This window comes from Corynebacterium lowii (genome assembly GCF_001412085.1).
Classification (GTDB): Bacteria; Actinomycetota; Actinomycetes; order Mycobacteriales; family Mycobacteriaceae; genus Corynebacterium; species Corynebacterium lowii.
In genome coordinates this window covers 298,208-314,765 of sequence record NZ_LKEV01000002.1, presented here as the reverse complement: position 1 = coordinate 314,765, position 16,558 = coordinate 298,208, and the positions used below count along the sequence as shown (strand labels likewise).

Here is a 16,558-nt window from a genome sequence, read left to right as displayed (position 1 = left end):
ACCGAAAATGACTGCACCTTCTACTAGCACCGGAGTAACGCTTTCCGACGCCGCCGCGGCCAAGGCCAAGGCGCTTCTCGACCAAGAGGGGCGCGATGATCTTTCCCTGCGCATTGCCGTGCAGCCCGGCGGTTGTGCTGGACTGCGCTATCAGCTTTACTTTGACGATCGCACCCTTGACGGCGATAAGGCCGATGAGTTTGGCGGCGTGCGCCTGGTGGTGGATAAGATGTCCGTCCCGTACCTCATGGGGGCGACCATTGATTTTGCCGATACGATCGAGCAGCAGGGCTTCACCATTGATAACCCCAACGCGGGTGGCTCGTGTGCCTGTGGCGATTCGTTCCACTAATCCATCGGAGAATTGAGAAAAGGCGGCCGGGTGGCCGCCTTTTTCGTGCTTTCTAGATATTAACCGGATAGTCCTTGTGCTCGATGTGGGGATCAATACGGTGCTCGACAAAGATCCCATGCCAGATCATGAAGGCAAGGACCGTCCAGAGGCGGCGGGAATGATCGGAAACCCCATCGCGGTGCTCCTTGAGCATTTCCAGCACGGCCTTCTTATCAAAGATCTCGTCGGTCTGAGAATCCGTGATGGTATCTTGAGCCCAACCAAAGAGCTCGTCGCCCGCAAGCCAGTGGCGCATGGGCACCGGGAAGCCGAGCTTCTTGCGGTGCAGCACGTGCGGGGGCACGATTTGCTCCATCGCCTTGCGCAGGGCGTACTTGGTGGTGCCGTGGGCGATCTTGAGTTCATGGGGGATGGACTCAGCGACGCTGAATACTTCCTTATCCAGGAAGGGCACGCGCAGTTCCAGGGAGTTCGCCATGTTGATCTTATCGGCCTTGACCAGAATATCTCCGCGCATCCAGGTGAAGAGGTCTAGATGCTGCATACGCGCCACCGGATCCATGTGCCGCGATTGCGCATAGATCGGGGCCGTGACCTCCCGGTGATCCCATTCGCGGGTGGCCCACGGAATCACTCGCTGCATCTGCTCAAAATTGAAGGAGCGCGCATTGCCGTAATAGCGCTCTTCCATGCTCATCGTGCCGCGCTCTAGAAGGGACTTCCCCTTCATACCCTCGGGAAGAACGGCGCTAAGGCGGCGTAGCCCCTTGAGAAGAGGGGAGGGGATCTTTTCAAAGGGAGCGAGGGAGAGCGGCTCCTTGTAGATGGTGTAACCGCCAAAGAGTTCATCAGCACCCTCACCGGAGAGCACCACCTTGACGTGCTTGCGCGCCTCTGCGGCCACAAAATACAGGGGAACCAGGGAAGGATCGGCTACCGGATCGTCCAAGTACCACATGATCTTGGGAATAGCCTCGGCATATTCCTCGGGGGAGACGATCTTAACGATGTGCTCGGCACCGATGGCGGCGGCGGATTCGGCTGCCACATCTACCTCGGAGTAGCCCTCACGCTCAAAACCAGTGGTGAAGGTGAGCAGATCAGGGTTATGGCGCTTGGCCAGCGTAGCGATGGCCGTGGAGTCGATGCCGCCGGAGAGGAAGGAACCCACTGTGACGTCGGCGCGCATATGCTTTTCCACGCTATCTTCCAGCACGCGCGCGATGCGGTCAAAGAGATCTTGTTCGCGGCCCTGTGGCACCGGCGTGGTGCGGAAGGCGGGGCGGAAGTACCGCTGAATCTTTGGTGCTTGACCGGGGGTGATGGTGGCGTAGCAACCGGATTCCAGGCGGCTGATCTGGGCATGGAGAGATTCCGGCTCGGGCACGTATTGGAGATCCACGTAGTGCTCAATGGCGCGCCGGTCAAGGCTGAGATCTAGATTCAGAGCGGGGGCCATCTCCAGGATGGACTTCTTCTCGGAAGAGAAAACAGTGCCCTGCGCGGTGGTGGCGAGGAAGAGGGGCTTGATGCCAAATTGATCTCTCGCGATGAAGAGAGTGCGCTTCTGGGAGTCCCACACACCAAAACCAAACATGCCGCGCAGATGTTCCACGACCTCTGCACCCCAGTGGTGGTAGCCCACCACGATGGTTTCGGAGTCTCCCGTGGTGCGGAAGTGGTAGCCTGCGGCTTGAAGCTCCTCGCGCAGCTCCACGTAGTTATAGATCTCCCCGTTGAAAGTTAGCGTGTAGCGCTCGGGGTTGTCCTCGGGGCCCCATTGCAGGGGTTGGTGGGAGTGCTCAAGATCGACGATCGAGAGCCGATTAAAGCCAAGAACGACGTCGCTATCCGACCATGATTCGGAGTCGTCGGGGCCGCGGTGGCGTTGACAAGGAAGCGCGTTAGTTACAGCATCCACATAATCAGTGGCCTTCCCATCAGCGGACAGGAAACCAAGAAGCCCGCACATATCCTTTGTCTACTCCTTCAAGTGGGGGAAGATGAAAAAATACTATAAATCATGATGGCACGAGTGCTCATCTACTGCATAAAGCCTAAGCGACGTCCCCGAACGGGTGACAACTTTCGATGGATCTTTGGTGAGGGGTATGCCACAGTGAATTAGGGTGCTGTCCAGTAAAAAAGGCCTCGGGCCAGTGGGATCCCCTTCTTATAGGGATATTCTGTGACCATGCTGTGAAGAAAGGTGGAGGGGTTCAGCGTGGTTTCAGGACTCTCATCGGCTATCCTGCTGGTTAGGAATGAACCGCAGTGTTCTTAAAAGCTGTGTGGAAGGAAAGGCAGACACACGTGGAACAGCGAAATCGAGCAGGCCGCGGCCGGAAGGTAGCCCTGGGTGGCATCGTTGCCGCTGCGGGTCTCGCCTTGTCCGGCTGTGATGTTGCTCCGCCAGAAGCCGTGGATCATTTGCTGCGCATGGGCTGGCCCGAGGGAATTACCCCGGAGGCTACCGCTATGGGCAACTTCTGGGTCTGGGTATGGGTTGCGGCATGGATCATCGGCATCATCATGTGGGGTCTGTTCCTCACCGCTATCTTCCGATGGGGTGCCAAGCGTGCCGAGAAGAAGGGTGGGGGAGAGTTCCCCCGCCAGACTCAGTACAACATTCCTCTGGAGCTTGTGCTGACCACGCTGCCGGTTGTGATCGTGATGGTCATTTTCTTCTTCACGGTGCAGACGCAACAGAAGGTCACCGCCTTGGATAAGAACCCCGAGGTGACCGTGGACGTGACCGCTTTCCAGTGGAATTGGAAGTTCGGTTACGCCGAGGTGGACGGCAATCTGATGCCCAATGGCCAGGACTATGTGGGCACCGATGCGGAGCGTCAGCGTTTGGCGGATGAGACGCAGGTGAATCCCGATGGGGATAACCCGATTCACGGTAAGTCCAAGCGCGATATGTCCTACCTGAACTACAACACCGTGGAGACCTTGGGTACCACGGAAGAGGTTCCCGTGTTGGTGCTCCCGAGCCAGACGCCGGTTGAGTTCCGCCTTGCCTCCGGAGATGTTTCGCACTCCTTCTGGATTCCCGAGTTCCTGTTCAAGCGCGACGCTTATGCTCACCCCGAGTCCAACCAGCAGGAGCGCTCCTTCCAGGTCGAGGCAATTGAAAAGGAAGGCGCCTTCGTGGGCCGCTGCGCTGAGATGTGCGGTACCTACCACGCCATGATGAACTTTGAGCTGCGCGTGGTGACCCCGGAGCAGTTCCGTGAGTACATGGCTTTCCGTACGGCGAACCCGGAGGCACCGAACTCGGATGCCCTCAAGGCTATTGGTGAAGAGCCGTATGCCACCAGCACGCATCCCTTCAACTCCGATCGCGATACCCGCGACGGTGACAACTACGTGGACAACAACGCCTAAGGCGCAGGAGCTGCATCATGAAATCAAGTACTAAGATCATGTACGCGATGACGGCCTTCTTGGTTGTCATGGCAGTGATCTACATTCTTGCCACCACGTACGTCCAGGATGACGGCTACCGTCACGGTACGGAATGGGCCGGAGTTGTGGGATTGGTTCTTTCTGCCGCCTTGACCGCAATGTTGGGTGGTTACCTGCACTTCACTGAGCGCCGCGTGGATATTCTTCCCGAGGATTGGGAGGAGGCCGAGGTTGCCGATAAGGCGGGAACCCTGGGCTTCTTTAGCCCCAGTTCGATCTGGCCGGCGGCGATGTCCGGCGCCATCCTCGTGCTGGGCTTGGGAATTATCTATCTGAAGTGGTGGATGATCGCGTTGGGTGCGGTTCTTCTCATCTACACGACGACGAAGTTGAGCCTCCAGTACGGTCAGCCAAGGGAAAAGCACTAGAGATCTACGTTTCTCCATTAATTGCCTCATCGCGGTAATCGCGATGAGGTTTGTTTTATTATCTGAAAAATTCAGCAAAAAGAATACTGGGCAATGGTGGGGTGCTGTGTGCGGAAATCTGAGGCTTCGATAAAAAGGATGAGTGCCGGGGGTTATCCGAAAGTTTGAGCCGAAGGGGGAATGGGCCTCGCTTTTTGTGAGTTATGTCTCCCCTGGGAACTGTGTATGGAGCCGCGGTATGTGCTTGGTTGGGTCTTTGCGTTAAGTGTGGCTACCAGGACTTTTCGCTCTATCTACTCGCTGTTGCGGTGACCTGCATTGATAGGGGTACGGGGAGAGGCGGCGGGCGAGGGGTGGAGGAGGGGTGTGGATGGAAAGTCTGGAGATAGGCCCGGTTGAGCCTGAAAAGGGCGGGGGAGCCGAAGTGACTTCTATGGATTGAGCAGTCATACTAATAGGCGTGACGAGCGCAATTTCAAACTCAGGCACGGCAGCACCGCAGCGTGTACCGACGCTGAACCGCCCCAATATGGTCAGCGTCGGCACGATTGTGTTCCTGTCGCAGGAATTGATGTTCTTCGCCGGACTGTTCGCGATGTATTTCACCTCGCGAGCTAATGGCCAGTCTGGGGACTGGGCACACCAGGCCGAACATCTCAACGTGTGGTACGCGTTGATGATTACCGTCGTCCTGGTTACCTCCTCTGTGACCTCGCAGTTCGGCGTCTTTGCGGCGGAAAGGGGTGATGTATACGGGCTGCGTAAGTGGTATGCACTGACGATCTTGCTGGGGGTGGTGTTCCTTTGCCTCCAGGGATACGAGTACGCACACCTCATTATGAATGGGGTGACCATCTCGAACAGTGTGTTCGCTTCGGTCTTTTTCATCACCACGGGCTTCCACGCTGCCCACGTGCTGGCCGGTGTGCTTGCCTTCGTGGTGATCCTGCTGCGCGTAGCAAAGTCGAAGTTCACGCCCGCGCAGGCAACGGCAGCCATGGTGGTGTCCTACTACTGGCACTTCGTTGACGTCGTTTGGATCGGTCTGTTCGTGGTCGTTTATGTGATTCATTAGGGGAGACGATCCAGACACTGCACCTGGATTCCCCTGATGCCTCCATGACCCCGCACAAAGAAAAAGGGAAATGATGGATACCAACCCAAATAACACCGAGCGGCAGGATTCCTCCGCCTCGGCTAAGAAGGTCCGGAACCGTCGCAAGATGCGCCGGACCGCCGGTGGGGCGCTTGCGCTCACCATCGGCCTCACGGGCGCTGGTGTGTTGGCCAGTGCACTCACTCCCGATGCTCAGACGGCCTCCGCTAGCCGAGACGATCAGGCTCTGATCCAAGAGGGCAAGGACATTTACGATGTCGCTTGTATCACCTGCCACGGAGCGAACCTCCAGGGCGTGAAGGATCGCGGTCCTTCCCTCATCGGCGTGGGTGAAGGTTCGGTGTACTTCCAGGTGCACTCTGGCCGCATGCCCATGATGTCTAACGACGCCCAGGCGGAGCGTAAGCGCCCGCGCTACACGGAGCAGCAAGCGCTCGCTATGGCTGCTTACGTGGCGGCTAATGGTGGCGGCCCGGAACTCGTTTATAACGAGGATGGCTCCATTGCGATGGAGGAACTGCGCGGCGCTAACTACGACGGCAAGATTGACCCCGCCGACGTTGCTCGCGGCTCGGAACTCTTCCGCCTGAACTGCGCCTCCTGCCACAACTTTACCGGTCGTGGCGGTGCGCTTTCCTCTGGTAAGTACGCACCGGTTCTGGATCCCGCCAATGAGCAGGAGATCTACCAGGCCATGTTGACCGGTCCGCAGAACATGCCGAAGTTCTCTGATCGCCAGCTTTCCGCGGACGAGAAGAAGGACATCATCGCCTTCATTAAGTCGGCCAAGGAAACCCCGAGCCCCGGTGGTTGGTCGCTGGGTGGCCTGGGTCCGGTGTCGGAAGGCTTCTTTGTGTGGTTCGTTGGCATCGTGGCGCTCATCGCCGCCGCTATCTGGATTGGAACGCGCTCATGAGTAACGCACAGCATCACGAATATACGGAACAGCAGCTCAAGTCCATGAGCAATGAGGAACTGGCACGTCTGGGCACCGAGCTCGATGGCGTCACGGTGGCGTATCGTAAAGAGCGCTTCCCGGTTCCCAATGATCCCGCAGAAAAGCGTGCCGCCCGCACGCTGAACGTGTGGCTCATTATTGCGATTCTTTCCGGCGCAGGCTTCCTGGCCACCTACCTCTTCTGGCCGTGGCAGTACAAGGGCCTGGGCGATGAGGGGCTGTGGCAGTACACGTTCTACACCCCCTTGCTAGGCCTCACCGCTGGCCTGTGCATTCTGAGCCTGGGTATCTTCAGCGTTCAGTATGTGAAGTCCTTTATTCCTGAAGAGATTTCGGTGCAGAAGCGCCACGACGGTCCCTCGGATGAGATCGACCGCCGCACTGTGACGGCCCTCCTCAACGATGCGTGGACTACCTCCACGCTGGGGCGTCGTAAAGCAATGCAGGGCCTGCTGGGTGCCGGTGCCGTTTTCGCTGGCCTCATCGTCGTGGCTCCGCTCGGCGGCATGGTGAAGAACCCCTGGAAGCGCCACGAACTGAACTATAACGGTGACGGAACTCTGTGGACCTCCGGCTGGACCCTGCACGAGAACGGGGTCAAGCTGTACCTTGGCCGCGACACTGGTGCGGTGGCCGAGGAACACAAGGGCGAGACCGGCACGCACATGACCACCGAGGGTGTTTCCCGCCTGGTGCGCATGCGTCCGGAGGATTTGGATGCCGCCGCGATGGAGACGGTATTCCCCTTGGCGGACGAGGACGTGAACGATGGGGACCGCTACGATCCCAAGCGCGATGTGTACACCAACCACATGCACTCCATTCACGGCCCGCGTAACGCCGTCATGCTGATCCGCCTGCGTTCCGCCGACGCCGCTAAGGTCATCGAGCGCGAAGGGCAGGAGGAGTTCCACTACGGCGATTACTACGCCTACTCCAAGATCTGTACGCACATCGGTTGCCCCACCTCGCTGTACGAGGCGCAGACGAACCGTATTCTGTGCCCGTGCCACCAGTCGCAGTTCGACGCCCTCCACTATGGCAAGCCGGTGTTCGGTCCGGCCGCCCGTGCCTTGCCGCAGCTGCCGATCACGGTGGACGAGGAAGGCTACCTCATCGCCAAGGACAACTTCGTTGAGCCCGTTGGCCCGGCATTCTGGGAGCGTAAGTCATAATGAGTAATAAACTTGCCCACATTGGCAATAACGTCGATGAGCGATACACCATCTCGGGCCTGTTGCGCCCGCAGATCAACAAGGTCTTTCCTACTCACTGGTCCTTCATGCTCGGTGAGATTGCCCTGTACAGCTTCATCATTTTGCTGCTCACGGGCGTGTACCTCACCCTGTTCTTTGACCCCTCGATCACCAAGGTGATCTATGACGGCGCTTATCTTCCGCTCAAGGGCGTGGAGATGTCCCGCGCCTATGAAACCGCGCTGAACATCTCCTTCGAGGTGCGCGGTGGCCTGTTTGTGCGCCAGATGCACCACTGGGCTGCGCTGATGTTCATGTTCTCGATGGTGGCTCACATGCTGCGCATCTTCTTCACCGGCGCGTTCCGCCGTCCGCGTGAGGCGAACTGGATCATCGGTTGCACCCTCCTCGTGCTGGGTATGGCCGAGGGCTTCCTCGGTTACTCCCTGCCGGATGACCTGCTCTCCGGTGTGGGTCTGCGCATTATGTCCGCGATCATCGTGGGCCTGCCGATCGTGGGTACCTGGCTGCACTGGCTGATCTTCGGTGGCGATTTCCCCTCCGAGATCATGCTGGATCGCTTCTACATCGCCCACGTGCTGATTATCCCCGGTATTCTGCTGGGTCTCATCGCCGCGCACCTCGCCCTGGTGTGGTACCAGAAGCACACCCAATTCCCGGGTGCTGGCCGCACGGAGCAGAACGTGGTGGGTATCCGCATTATGCCGGTGTTCGCGGTGAAGTCGGTGGGCTTCGGTTTGCTGACTGCCGGTGTGCTGGCCCTCATGGCCGGTCTGACCACCATCAACGCCATTTGGCTCCTGGGGCCGTACAACCCCTCGCAGGTTTCCGCAGGTTCCCAGCCCGATATTTACATGCTGTGGACGGACGGTGCCGCCCGTGTTATGCCGGCCTGGGAGCTGTACCTGGGTAACTACACCATTCCGGGTGTGTTCTGGGTAGCTCTCCTGGCGGGCGCAATGGTGGCGCTGCTCTTCGCCTACCCCTTCATTGAAAAGAAGATCACTGGCGACGACGCTCACCACAACCTGCTTCAGCGTCCCCGCGACGTGCCGGTTCGCTCGGCACTCGGCGCGATGGGCCTGACCTTCTTCATCCTGCTCACGCTTTCTGGTGGTAACGACCTCATCGCTTACCACTTCCAGATTTCGCTGAACGCGATGACCTGGGTTGGCCGCATCGGTCTGCTGGTGCTCCCGCCGCTGGCGTACTTCATCACCTACCGCATCTGCATCGGTTTGCAGCGCTCTGACCGCGAGGTGCTGGAGCACGGTATTGAGACCGGTATTATCAAGCAGCTGCCCAATGGTGCTTTCATCGAGGTGCACCAGCCGCTTGGGGGAGTGGATGAGCACGGTCACGCCATTCCGCTGCCTTATTCTGGCGCCAAGGTGCCCAAGCAGCTCAATGAACTGGGCTTTGCCGATTCCGAGTCCTACGGTGTGTTCTCTCCCGATCCCGAGGGGATCCAGGAGCGCAAGCGCAAGATTGCGCAGGAGAACCATCATGAGGAGACTCAGATGTTGAGCAACCTCAATAAGGCCAATGAGGAGAAGGATCGTCGTTCTGGCGAATAGGCCTTAGATACTAGAGAGAAGGAGGCCCCGCGTCACAGGCGCGGGGCCTCCTTCTTGTCGTAGGGGGCGTAGGGGGAGATTGGGTCAGTGGTGGTAGCACAGCAGGATTCCTCCTTGTAGGAGAGCACTGTGTGTTACGGGTGATGCCGTACGTGGAGCCGTGACCAGAACTGTCCATGCGTGGAGCTACTTGGCGAGCCCTAGGCAGTGCACGGCATACTGTTATATGTGTGGTTATAGGGACGTATGAGAGCCACCATTTTGCTATGTGTCAAAGGTCACATAGCCGATATTTTTACCTTAGCCTTTCCTGGATTTTTCCGGGGCAAGGGAGCGTGGGGTGACGGGCTGGCCTTGGATAATTTTCCGTTGACCTGCACTTATTGAGTTTTCCGGATGGAGAAGAGACGTCTTTGTGTCTTGAAGATGGCGCTAGGGAAACTTTCAGTATCTTTTTGATAACGGTTCGGTAACGATGCTCCGGTGGCGTGGCGACTGGACAAGTTTTGTGGCCGTTTCGTAACCTAATTGAGACATTGCAGCGGGGCAGCGCCCTGGAGCAAGTGCATGAACTGAAAACTAAAGCCGAATCCCTCGGAGAGCAAAGGCTCTCCAGGGGGCCGGGGAACCACTCGCTTCTGGGGTTTACCCCTCGGGAGAGTCTGGAACTTCTTAAGCCGCACTGAGCGGTGGGGAAGGATCGGATGGACTGAGGGGAGGAGCTTCCGTTTCCTCACTCGACAGCTAACCCGGTAGGCATGACAGGAAGATTTGGAGATCATTCGTGACTAAGCACCGTAGGCAGGACAACGCCACTGCCCGTCGTTTTGCAGCGGCCTCTGCCCTCGCTGTAGGAGCCACCGCGGTAGCCCCGGTTGCCGCTAACGCCGCCACCCTGACCGTCCCCAACACGGACTTCTCCGTTGAGGTTCCGGGTCTGGAGAACCTGCCGGGCTATGAGTACGTGCAGGACCAGAACGCCCAGGCTCCGGCGGAGTTCACTCCGGCTGCCGTTTCCGAGCTGTCCAGCCCGGCTGCACCGGCTGAGGGTGCGGAAGAGGCTTCTTTCCTTCCGCAGGCTCCGTCCTCCTCCAACGGGCAGAGCATCGTGGACGTCGCTCGCGCCAAGATTGGCTCCCCCTACGTGTATGGTGCTGCGGGCCCCAACGCCTTCGACTGCTCCGGTTTCACCTCCTGGGTTTACTCCCAGGTGGGTAAGTCCATCCCCCGCACCTCTCAGGCCCAGGCTTCCTCCGGTACTCCGGTGGCCTACGGTGACTTGCAGCCCGGTGACATCGTGGCCTTCTATGGTGGAGCTTCCCACGTGGGAATCTACGTGGGCAACGGCATGATTATTGATGCCCTCAATTCCGGTTCCCCGGTGGCAGAGCGTCCGCTGGATATGATGCCCTTCCACTCCGCGGTGCGTTTCTAAGCTGAAAGTGCCACTCGCCGCCGATATGTGGTGGTTGGTCTAGGCAGCGATCGCCCCAAACCCCTTAGCAATCAAGAGGTTTGGGGCCTTTTTGTGCAGGAAGGTTGAGGTCCATCTCAGTGGCGGAGATCCTTGAAAGATTTTTTCGCGCCCCGCTAGCAGAATGGCCCTTGGCCCGCTATAGTTCTTTTCGTTATCCTTCCTCTCTTCACATGGAGTTCAAGCGTGTTTAAGCCGCGTCGCGCCGTGAGCTATACCCAGCGTTTGCTTATTGGCACTGGTACCGTCCTTGCCCTTACCGTCAGCAGTGCCTCCGTGGCTCAGGCGGATGAGACCGATGATCTCATCGCCTCGATGGAGAAACTATCCCGCGAGGCGGCGGCAAAGAATGAGGAGGTGAAACAGCTCGAAGATGACCTGGATAAGGAAACAGAGCGGGTCGATAGCCTCCAAGAAGCCGCCGATGCTGCGGAGAAGCTCGCTGAGGAAGCGCAGGAGCAGCAGCAGCGTGCCAAGGAAGAGTTCGATAAGTTGGCCGGCTCGCGCTATCGCTTGTCGAACTTGAACCGTGAAGTAAGCACGCTGGGTGCGGATGATCCTCAGCACGCTATTGATCGCGCCACGTATTTGGGCACGCTTTCCCGGCAGGCGGATGGCGTGGTGCGCAATCTTGCCGCGGCGACGCAGAAGGCCTTGAGCGCTCAGGATGATGCAGAGGAAGAGGCAGCGGCCGCTAAGTATGAGCGCGCGAAGCTCGAAGATTCTCTTGAAGGCCTGCGCGAGGAAAAAGATGAGTTAGAGGCCAAGGTGCGCGAGGTGAAGGAGCGCATTGATTCTCTCAACGAGGAGCAGCGTCAGCGCTGGGAAGAGAAGAATAAGCCTCAGCAGATCAACATTGAGATCATCACCGAGCAGTTGCAGCAGGTGGTTGAGGAGACCGTTGAGGAGGTAACCCCCGAGGCTCCCGCCGAGCTTTCCTCCATCGTCACGGAATCCGTGGAAGAGCCTGCGGAGGAGATTAGTTCCGCACCGGCAGAGGAAGCTCCCAAGCAGGGGCCGGTGGCTCCGAGCACCTCCTCTTCTAACTCCACGGGTTCCTCCTCGCAGGGTTCCAGCGTGCCCACGGGTTCGGGCTCGGCGTTGGGAGCCGTGCAGGCCGCCCTCTCCAAGATCGGCGCCCCGTACAGCTGGGGTGCCACGGGTCCCGATGCCTTTGACTGCTCCGGCCTGATTTACTGGGCCTACCAGCAGCAGGGAATGACGGTGCCGCGCACGTCCCAGGCGCAGCTGGCTGGCGGCACTCCGGTGAGCCGCGATCAGCTTCAGCCGGGCGACGTCGTGGGCTATTACCCCGGTGTGACGCACGTGGGCATGTATATCGGTGACGGCAAGATCGTGCATGCTTCCGATTACGGTATTCCGGTGCAGGTGGTTGATGTGGATTCTATGCCGTGGGCTGGTGCCGCACGCTTCTAGGGATACCGATTACAGTGGGGCTATGCCCACAACGCTGCTGGTAACTAATGACTTCCCGCCTCGCGTAGGCGGGATTCAGTCATATTTGCGGGACTTTGTTTCTCTGCTGAACCCCGAGGAGATCGTGGTCTTTGCCTCTACCCAGGACGCGGAGGCGGCGCAGAAGCACGACGCCGAGGTCCCCTACGAGGTGGTGCGCTGGCCGCGGTCGGTCATGCTGCCTACCCCGGCCACGCAGCGCCGCATGTGCGAGTTGATTCGGCAACGGGGGATTAACACCGTCTGGTTCGGGGCCGCGGCCCCGCTGGCGGTGATGGGGGCGGCGGCGAAGAAGGCCGGGGCGCAGCGGGTTATCGCCACCACCCACGGGCATGAGGTGGGGTGGTCGATGTTGCCGGGCAGCCGCCAGGTATTGAGCCGCATTGGGCGCAGCGCCGATGTGGTCACCTATATCTCCGATTACACTTTGGGGCGTTTCCGCCGAGCCTTCGGGCAGGGCCCGGAGTTCGCGCATTTGCCCTCGGGGGTAGACGTGGAGGTCTTTCGGCCCCTTGACGTCGCAGCTAAAGATCGGGTGCGTCAGCGCTGGGGGATAGCGCAGGGGGTGCCGCTTATCGTGTGCGTCTCCCGTCTGGTGCCGCGCAAGGGGCAAGATCAACTTTTGCGGGCCATGCCGCGAGTACGCGCGGAACTGGGCCAGGCACAGTTGGTGATTGTGGGGCAGGGGCGCTACGAGGCCACCCTCAAAACCCTGGCGCGGCGCTACGATCCCTCTGCGATTTTTACCGGCTCCCTGCCCTTTGCCGAGATGGTGGAACTCCTTGGGGCTGCCGACGTCGCGGCGGTGCCCGCCCGCACGCGCGGTGGCGGCCTCGACGTGGAGGGGCTGGGTATCGTGTACCTGGAAGCCCAGGCCTGCGGTATTCCCGTGGTGGCAGGGGATTCTGGGGGTGCGCCGGAGACGGTGAACGAGGAATCGGGAATCGTGGTGCGCGGTAATGATGAACGGGAGCTAGCCGACGCCCTGGTGGCTATATTGGCCTCCCCGCAGCGGCGCGCGCAGATGGGGGAGGCGGGGCGTCGCTACGTGGAAGAGAATTGGACCTGGGAGATCATGGGAGAGCGATTGCGGAGCCTTCTGGGTAGCCCTCTATACTGAGACGGTTATCTAGAAGCCAGTGTGACGGAGGCGAGAAGCCATGTCCGAGACGTCGAGTAGCCTCACCGTGGGTTTCGACATCGGTGGCACCAATATGCGCGCCGGAGTGGTCGATGACCGTGGGCGCATTATCGACGCCCGCTCGCTGCCCTCCCCGCGCGACGCTGCGGGTATGGAGGCGAGTATCGCTCGCCTGGTGGAGCTGCTGCGCCGTGACCACGATATTGCCGCCGTGGGCGTGGCGGTGGCTGGGTTCCTGGACCCCTCCTGCGAGGTGGTGCGCTTTGCCCCGCACCTGCCGTGGCGCGACGCCCCCGTGCGCGCGATCTTAGAGGAGCGTCTGGGCCTGCCCGTGCGCCTGGAGCACGATGCTAACTCCGCCGCCTGGGGAGAATATCGCTTTGGTGGGGCGCGCGGCGTGGATACCTGGGTGCTCTTCGCAGTGGGTACGGGAATCGGTGCCACGCTGATGACCAAGGGGGAGATTTTTCGCGGTGCCTATGGAACGGCCCCGGAGTTTGGTCACCTCACGGTGGTTCCGGGGGGACGGCCTTGCCCCTGCGGCAAGCTTGGCTGTCTAGAGCGCTATTGCTCGGGCACGGCGCTTATGGATTCGGCGGTGGAATTGGTGCACCGCAGCCGTTTTTCCGGCTCTGCCCTGGCCGCGCAGGTGCGCCGCGATCCCACCTCCGTGGATGGTTTGCAGATCATGAAGGCAGCCCGCGAGGGCGACGCCGCGGGCATGGCCGTGGTCGAGGAGTTTTCCACTTGGCTTGGCCGGGGGCTTTCCATCGTGGCCGATGTGCTCGATCCCGAGCTGATTTTGCTCGGCGGCGGGGTTTCCCGCGACGCTGATTTATACCTGGATCAGGCGCGAGAACAATTCTCCTCACAGATTGTGGGAACGGGTTATCGCCCCCTAGCGAGGGTAGCCACCGCAGAATTGGGCGCCGATGCGGGTATGATTGGCGTAGCCGATTTGGCCCGGGGGCTTGTGGCCGGTTAGCCATCGGATAAGACCAACCCCGTTGATGGAGGACGAGCAATGCACAATAAGTGGTACTGGACCTTCAAGTACATCCTGTTTGGCCCATTCTTGCGCGTGTGGAATCGCCCGGAAATTGAGGGGCTGGAGAATATTCCCACCAAGGGATCTGCGCTTTTGGCCTCCTCGCACCAGTCCGTGATGGACTCCTTCTTCTTCCCACTGATGTGCCCGCGCCAGATCACCTTCCCCGCGAAGTCCGAATACTTCACCACCCCCGGCGTGGTGGGCCGCATGCAGAGCTGGTTCTTTACCTCGGTGGGGCAGGTGGCCGTGAACCGCAATGAGGCGGGCGCGGCAGAAACCATGAATAAGGCGGCCCAGAAGGTTTTTGATCGCGGCGATCTCTTTGGCGTTTACCCGGAGGGCACCCGTTCCCCCGATGGACGTATCTACCGCGGCCGCACCGGCATGGCGCGCATTGCCCTGGCTACCGGTGAGAAGATCATTCCGGTGGGCATGATTGGCTCCCGCGATGCCAACCCCATTGGCTCCTGGCTGCTGCGCCCCAAGAAGGTGCGGATGAAAGTGGGCAAGCCGATTGATCCGATCGCCTACGTGAAAGAGCAGGGCCTAGAGCCGGATTCCCAGGAGGCGGTGCGGGTGCTGACCGATCACGTCATGCACACCCTGGTGGAACTGACGGGCTATGAGTACGTGGATATGTACGCCTCTGAGGTGAAGAAATCTCTAGAAGCAGGCCACGGCTACCCGCGCGGTGCGGAACCTTCCTTCTCCTGAGTGAGAACCCCCGGCCTGGGGAGGGAGTTAGTTCCCAGGCGGAATCCATTGTAGGGTAAGACCCATAAGTTTCTTCACAGTCCCTGGCCTCACGATAGGATTCTCTCCCGTTTCCCATGCTTATGGCTCCGCACATTACCGCTCCCGCTCGAACTACCTCGCAGCATCGAGAGCGTTTGGCGTGGCCAGATGTGGCCAAAGGAGTATCCATCGTGGGGGTGGTGCTCCTGCACGTGTGCCTCGCGGTGCCTTTTGGCATGGATACGCTGGCGGCGCAGGTCAATCACATCCTCGATCCGCTGCGTATGCCGCTCTTCTTCCTCGTGAGCGGGATGTTTTCCACCAAAGTGCTGCGGATGTCGCTGTGGCAGCTTTTTAGCCGGCGCCTGTGGTTCTTCCTGGTTCCCTACGTGCTGTGGACCCCTATCGAGGTAGGCCTGATGGATTGGTACCGCGCCGCCTATGATGGCGCCACCCCGGCCGATCTCGATTTCTACCTTGATGCCCTGCTGATGGGCCAGAACATGTATTGGTTCCTCTACGTGCTGGTGCCCTTTAACCTGATTCTCTGGGCTACGCGCAAATGCGCGCCGTGGGTGGCGGTGGCCCTTTCCTTCACCACGATTCTGGCTCTTCCGCTGAACTCGTACTGCGATACGGTGGGGAAGTTCATCATGTACCTGCCGATTTTCATGGCCGGCGCACACCTTTCTAGCCTGGTGCGCAGTTTTGCCAGCAGCGCGATGACACCCAATAAGATCGTCGGTGCCACCACGGCCTATGTGCTGGGCTTTGGTACTTATGCCATGTGGTACCTCGTTTCTGCGGACGGCCCCGAACTCATGAATTGGCCTCTGTGGCCCGGAGCCGTGGTAGAAGCCAATGATGTGTGGACCTTGGTGCGGATGGTCGGGCAAATGCTGATGCTTCCCATCGCCGTGCTCGCCGCGATGGGGCTTTCTCAGGTGCGCTATCTTTCTGAGGGGCTGCAATTCCTGGGCCGCCACACCCTGCCCATTTATCTGGGGCACCCCATTGCTCTCACGCTCTTTTTCCACGTTCCTATGGCGCACGCCGAAGGCCTGGAAATTAACCTTGATTCCACAGAACTGCTGCACAGCACCCAATTTTGGATTGTGGCCTGCTTGGCCTTTAGTTTTGTGGGCGGCCTGGTGATGTGGGGGCTTCAACGAATACCGGTGATTGGTTGGACTCTTAAGCCGCCCTCCCTCGTGGGGCTTCCGCAGAAGGTGCGGGGACTGATTGCGGCGAATACTCATGGTGAGGTTGAGGCCCCTGCCAAGGAAACTCGGGGGCCGCGTACACTACCCGATGATCGGGTTTGAGAGAGACAACGGAGAGACCAGGCGGGGAGAATACGTGGAAAAAACGAAGAAGATTCTGGTGGGGCGCATGATCGTGGCGGTCGTTCTGATCGTCGCATATTTGGTCATGGCTCTCTCAGATTTTTATTACCTGGAAGCCGGGCCGGTATTTTTTGTGCTCATCGCCGCCGTGATGTTTGTGCCGCTGCCGGGGTCTCGGCGCGCGAAGGAGGAATCCGAGTATTCCTCCGCAAAGGTCTAACAGATAGCGCGGATAGCCGGGACGGAGGGCCAGCCGCGCAGGGCCAGCGAGC

15 protein-coding genes and 1 riboswitch are annotated in these 16,558 nt (G+C 59.6%); of the genes, 14 read left to right on the top strand and 1 reads right to left on the bottom strand.

Annotated elements, in window-relative coordinates; translation table 11 throughout:
* Positions 1–7: 7 nt before the first annotated feature.
* Positions 8–352: a HesB/IscA family protein gene (locus tag Clow_RS04810; protein WP_055177088.1), complete on the top strand. Its 345-nt coding sequence runs from the start codon at positions 8–10 to the stop codon at positions 350–352.
* A 52-nt stretch (positions 353–404) separates the two neighbouring features.
* Here Clow_RS04810 and asnB read toward each other — a convergent pair whose 3' ends face one another.
* Positions 405–2,327: an asparagine synthase (glutamine-hydrolyzing) gene (gene asnB, locus Clow_RS04805; RefSeq protein WP_055177085.1), complete on the bottom strand. Its 1,923-nt coding sequence runs from the start codon at positions 2,325–2,327 to the stop codon at positions 405–407.
* Positions 2,328–2,668: 341 nt separating this feature from the next.
* On the opposite strand from asnB, the gene ctaC reads away from it, so the two are divergent.
* The 13 genes from ctaC (at position 2,669) to Clow_RS04740 (ending at position 16,506) form a co-directional block, all read left to right on the top strand.
* Positions 2,669–3,745: an aa3-type cytochrome oxidase subunit II gene (gene ctaC / locus Clow_RS04800; protein ID WP_055177083.1), complete on the top strand. Its 1,077-nt coding sequence runs from the start codon at positions 2,669–2,671 to the stop codon at positions 3,743–3,745.
* Between the two features lie 17 nt (positions 3,746–3,762).
* On the top strand, positions 3,763–4,194 hold the full coding sequence (gene ctaF / locus Clow_RS04795) for an aa3-type cytochrome oxidase subunit IV (protein ID WP_055177080.1): 432 nt from the start codon (positions 3,763–3,765) through the stop codon (positions 4,192–4,194).
* 460 nt (positions 4,195–4,654) lie between these two features.
* Complete coding sequence (ctaE, locus tag Clow_RS04790) at positions 4,655–5,269, top strand: aa3-type cytochrome oxidase subunit III (protein ID WP_082418523.1); 615 nt, start codon at positions 4,655–4,657, stop codon at positions 5,267–5,269.
* A gap of 70 nt (positions 5,270–5,339) precedes the next feature.
* Complete coding sequence (gene qcrC, locus Clow_RS04785) at positions 5,340–6,227, top strand: cytochrome bc1 complex diheme cytochrome c subunit (RefSeq protein ID WP_211256927.1); 888 nt, start codon at positions 5,340–5,342, stop codon at positions 6,225–6,227.
* A complete protein-coding gene (gene qcrA / locus Clow_RS04780) occupies positions 6,224–7,444 on the top strand; it encodes a cytochrome bc1 complex Rieske iron-sulfur subunit (protein ID WP_055177075.1) in 1,221 nt (406 codons plus the stop codon). Before qcrC ends, qcrA begins: the two co-directional genes overlap by 4 nt.
* Positions 7,444–9,063 (top strand): cytochrome bc1 complex cytochrome b subunit, encoded by a 1,620-nt coding sequence (gene qcrB / locus Clow_RS04775; RefSeq protein WP_055177071.1) that lies wholly within the window; start codon positions 7,444–7,446, stop codon positions 9,061–9,063. Before qcrA ends, qcrB begins: the two co-directional genes overlap by 1 nt.
* 573 nt (positions 9,064–9,636) lie before the next feature.
* A riboswitch (cyclic di-AMP (ydaO/yuaA leader) is annotated at positions 9,637–9,837 on the top strand.
* A 10-nt stretch (positions 9,838–9,847) separates the two neighbouring features.
* Positions 9,848–10,498, top strand: coding sequence for a C40 family peptidase (locus tag Clow_RS04770; protein ID WP_055177067.1), 651 nt, complete (start codon positions 9,848–9,850; stop codon positions 10,496–10,498).
* Positions 10,499–10,723: 225 nt separating this feature from the next.
* Positions 10,724–11,974 (top strand): NlpC/P60 family protein, encoded by a 1,251-nt coding sequence (locus Clow_RS12050; RefSeq protein ID WP_055177064.1) that lies wholly within the window; start codon positions 10,724–10,726, stop codon positions 11,972–11,974.
* Between the two features lie 22 nt (positions 11,975–11,996).
* Complete coding sequence (locus Clow_RS04760) at positions 11,997–13,133, top strand: glycosyltransferase family 4 protein (protein ID WP_055177060.1); 1,137 nt, start codon at positions 11,997–11,999, stop codon at positions 13,131–13,133.
* A gap of 40 nt (positions 13,134–13,173) precedes the next feature.
* Positions 13,174–14,139 (top strand): ROK family protein, encoded by a 966-nt coding sequence (locus tag Clow_RS04755; protein ID WP_055177057.1) that lies wholly within the window; start codon positions 13,174–13,176, stop codon positions 14,137–14,139.
* Between the two features lie 39 nt (positions 14,140–14,178).
* The gene (locus Clow_RS04750) at positions 14,179–14,919 is read left to right on the top strand and encodes a lysophospholipid acyltransferase family protein (protein WP_055177055.1); all 741 of its coding nucleotides are present in this window, start codon (positions 14,179–14,181) and stop codon (positions 14,917–14,919) included.
* A 191-nt stretch (positions 14,920–15,110) separates the two neighbouring features.
* Entirely contained in the window at positions 15,111–16,265 is a 1,155-nt protein-coding gene (locus tag Clow_RS04745; protein ID WP_169786567.1) for an acyltransferase family protein, read from the top strand.
* Between the two features lie 34 nt (positions 16,266–16,299).
* A complete protein-coding gene (locus tag Clow_RS04740) occupies positions 16,300–16,506 on the top strand; it encodes a hypothetical protein (protein WP_156334643.1) in 207 nt (68 codons plus the stop codon).
* Positions 16,507–16,558 lie beyond the last annotated feature (52 nt).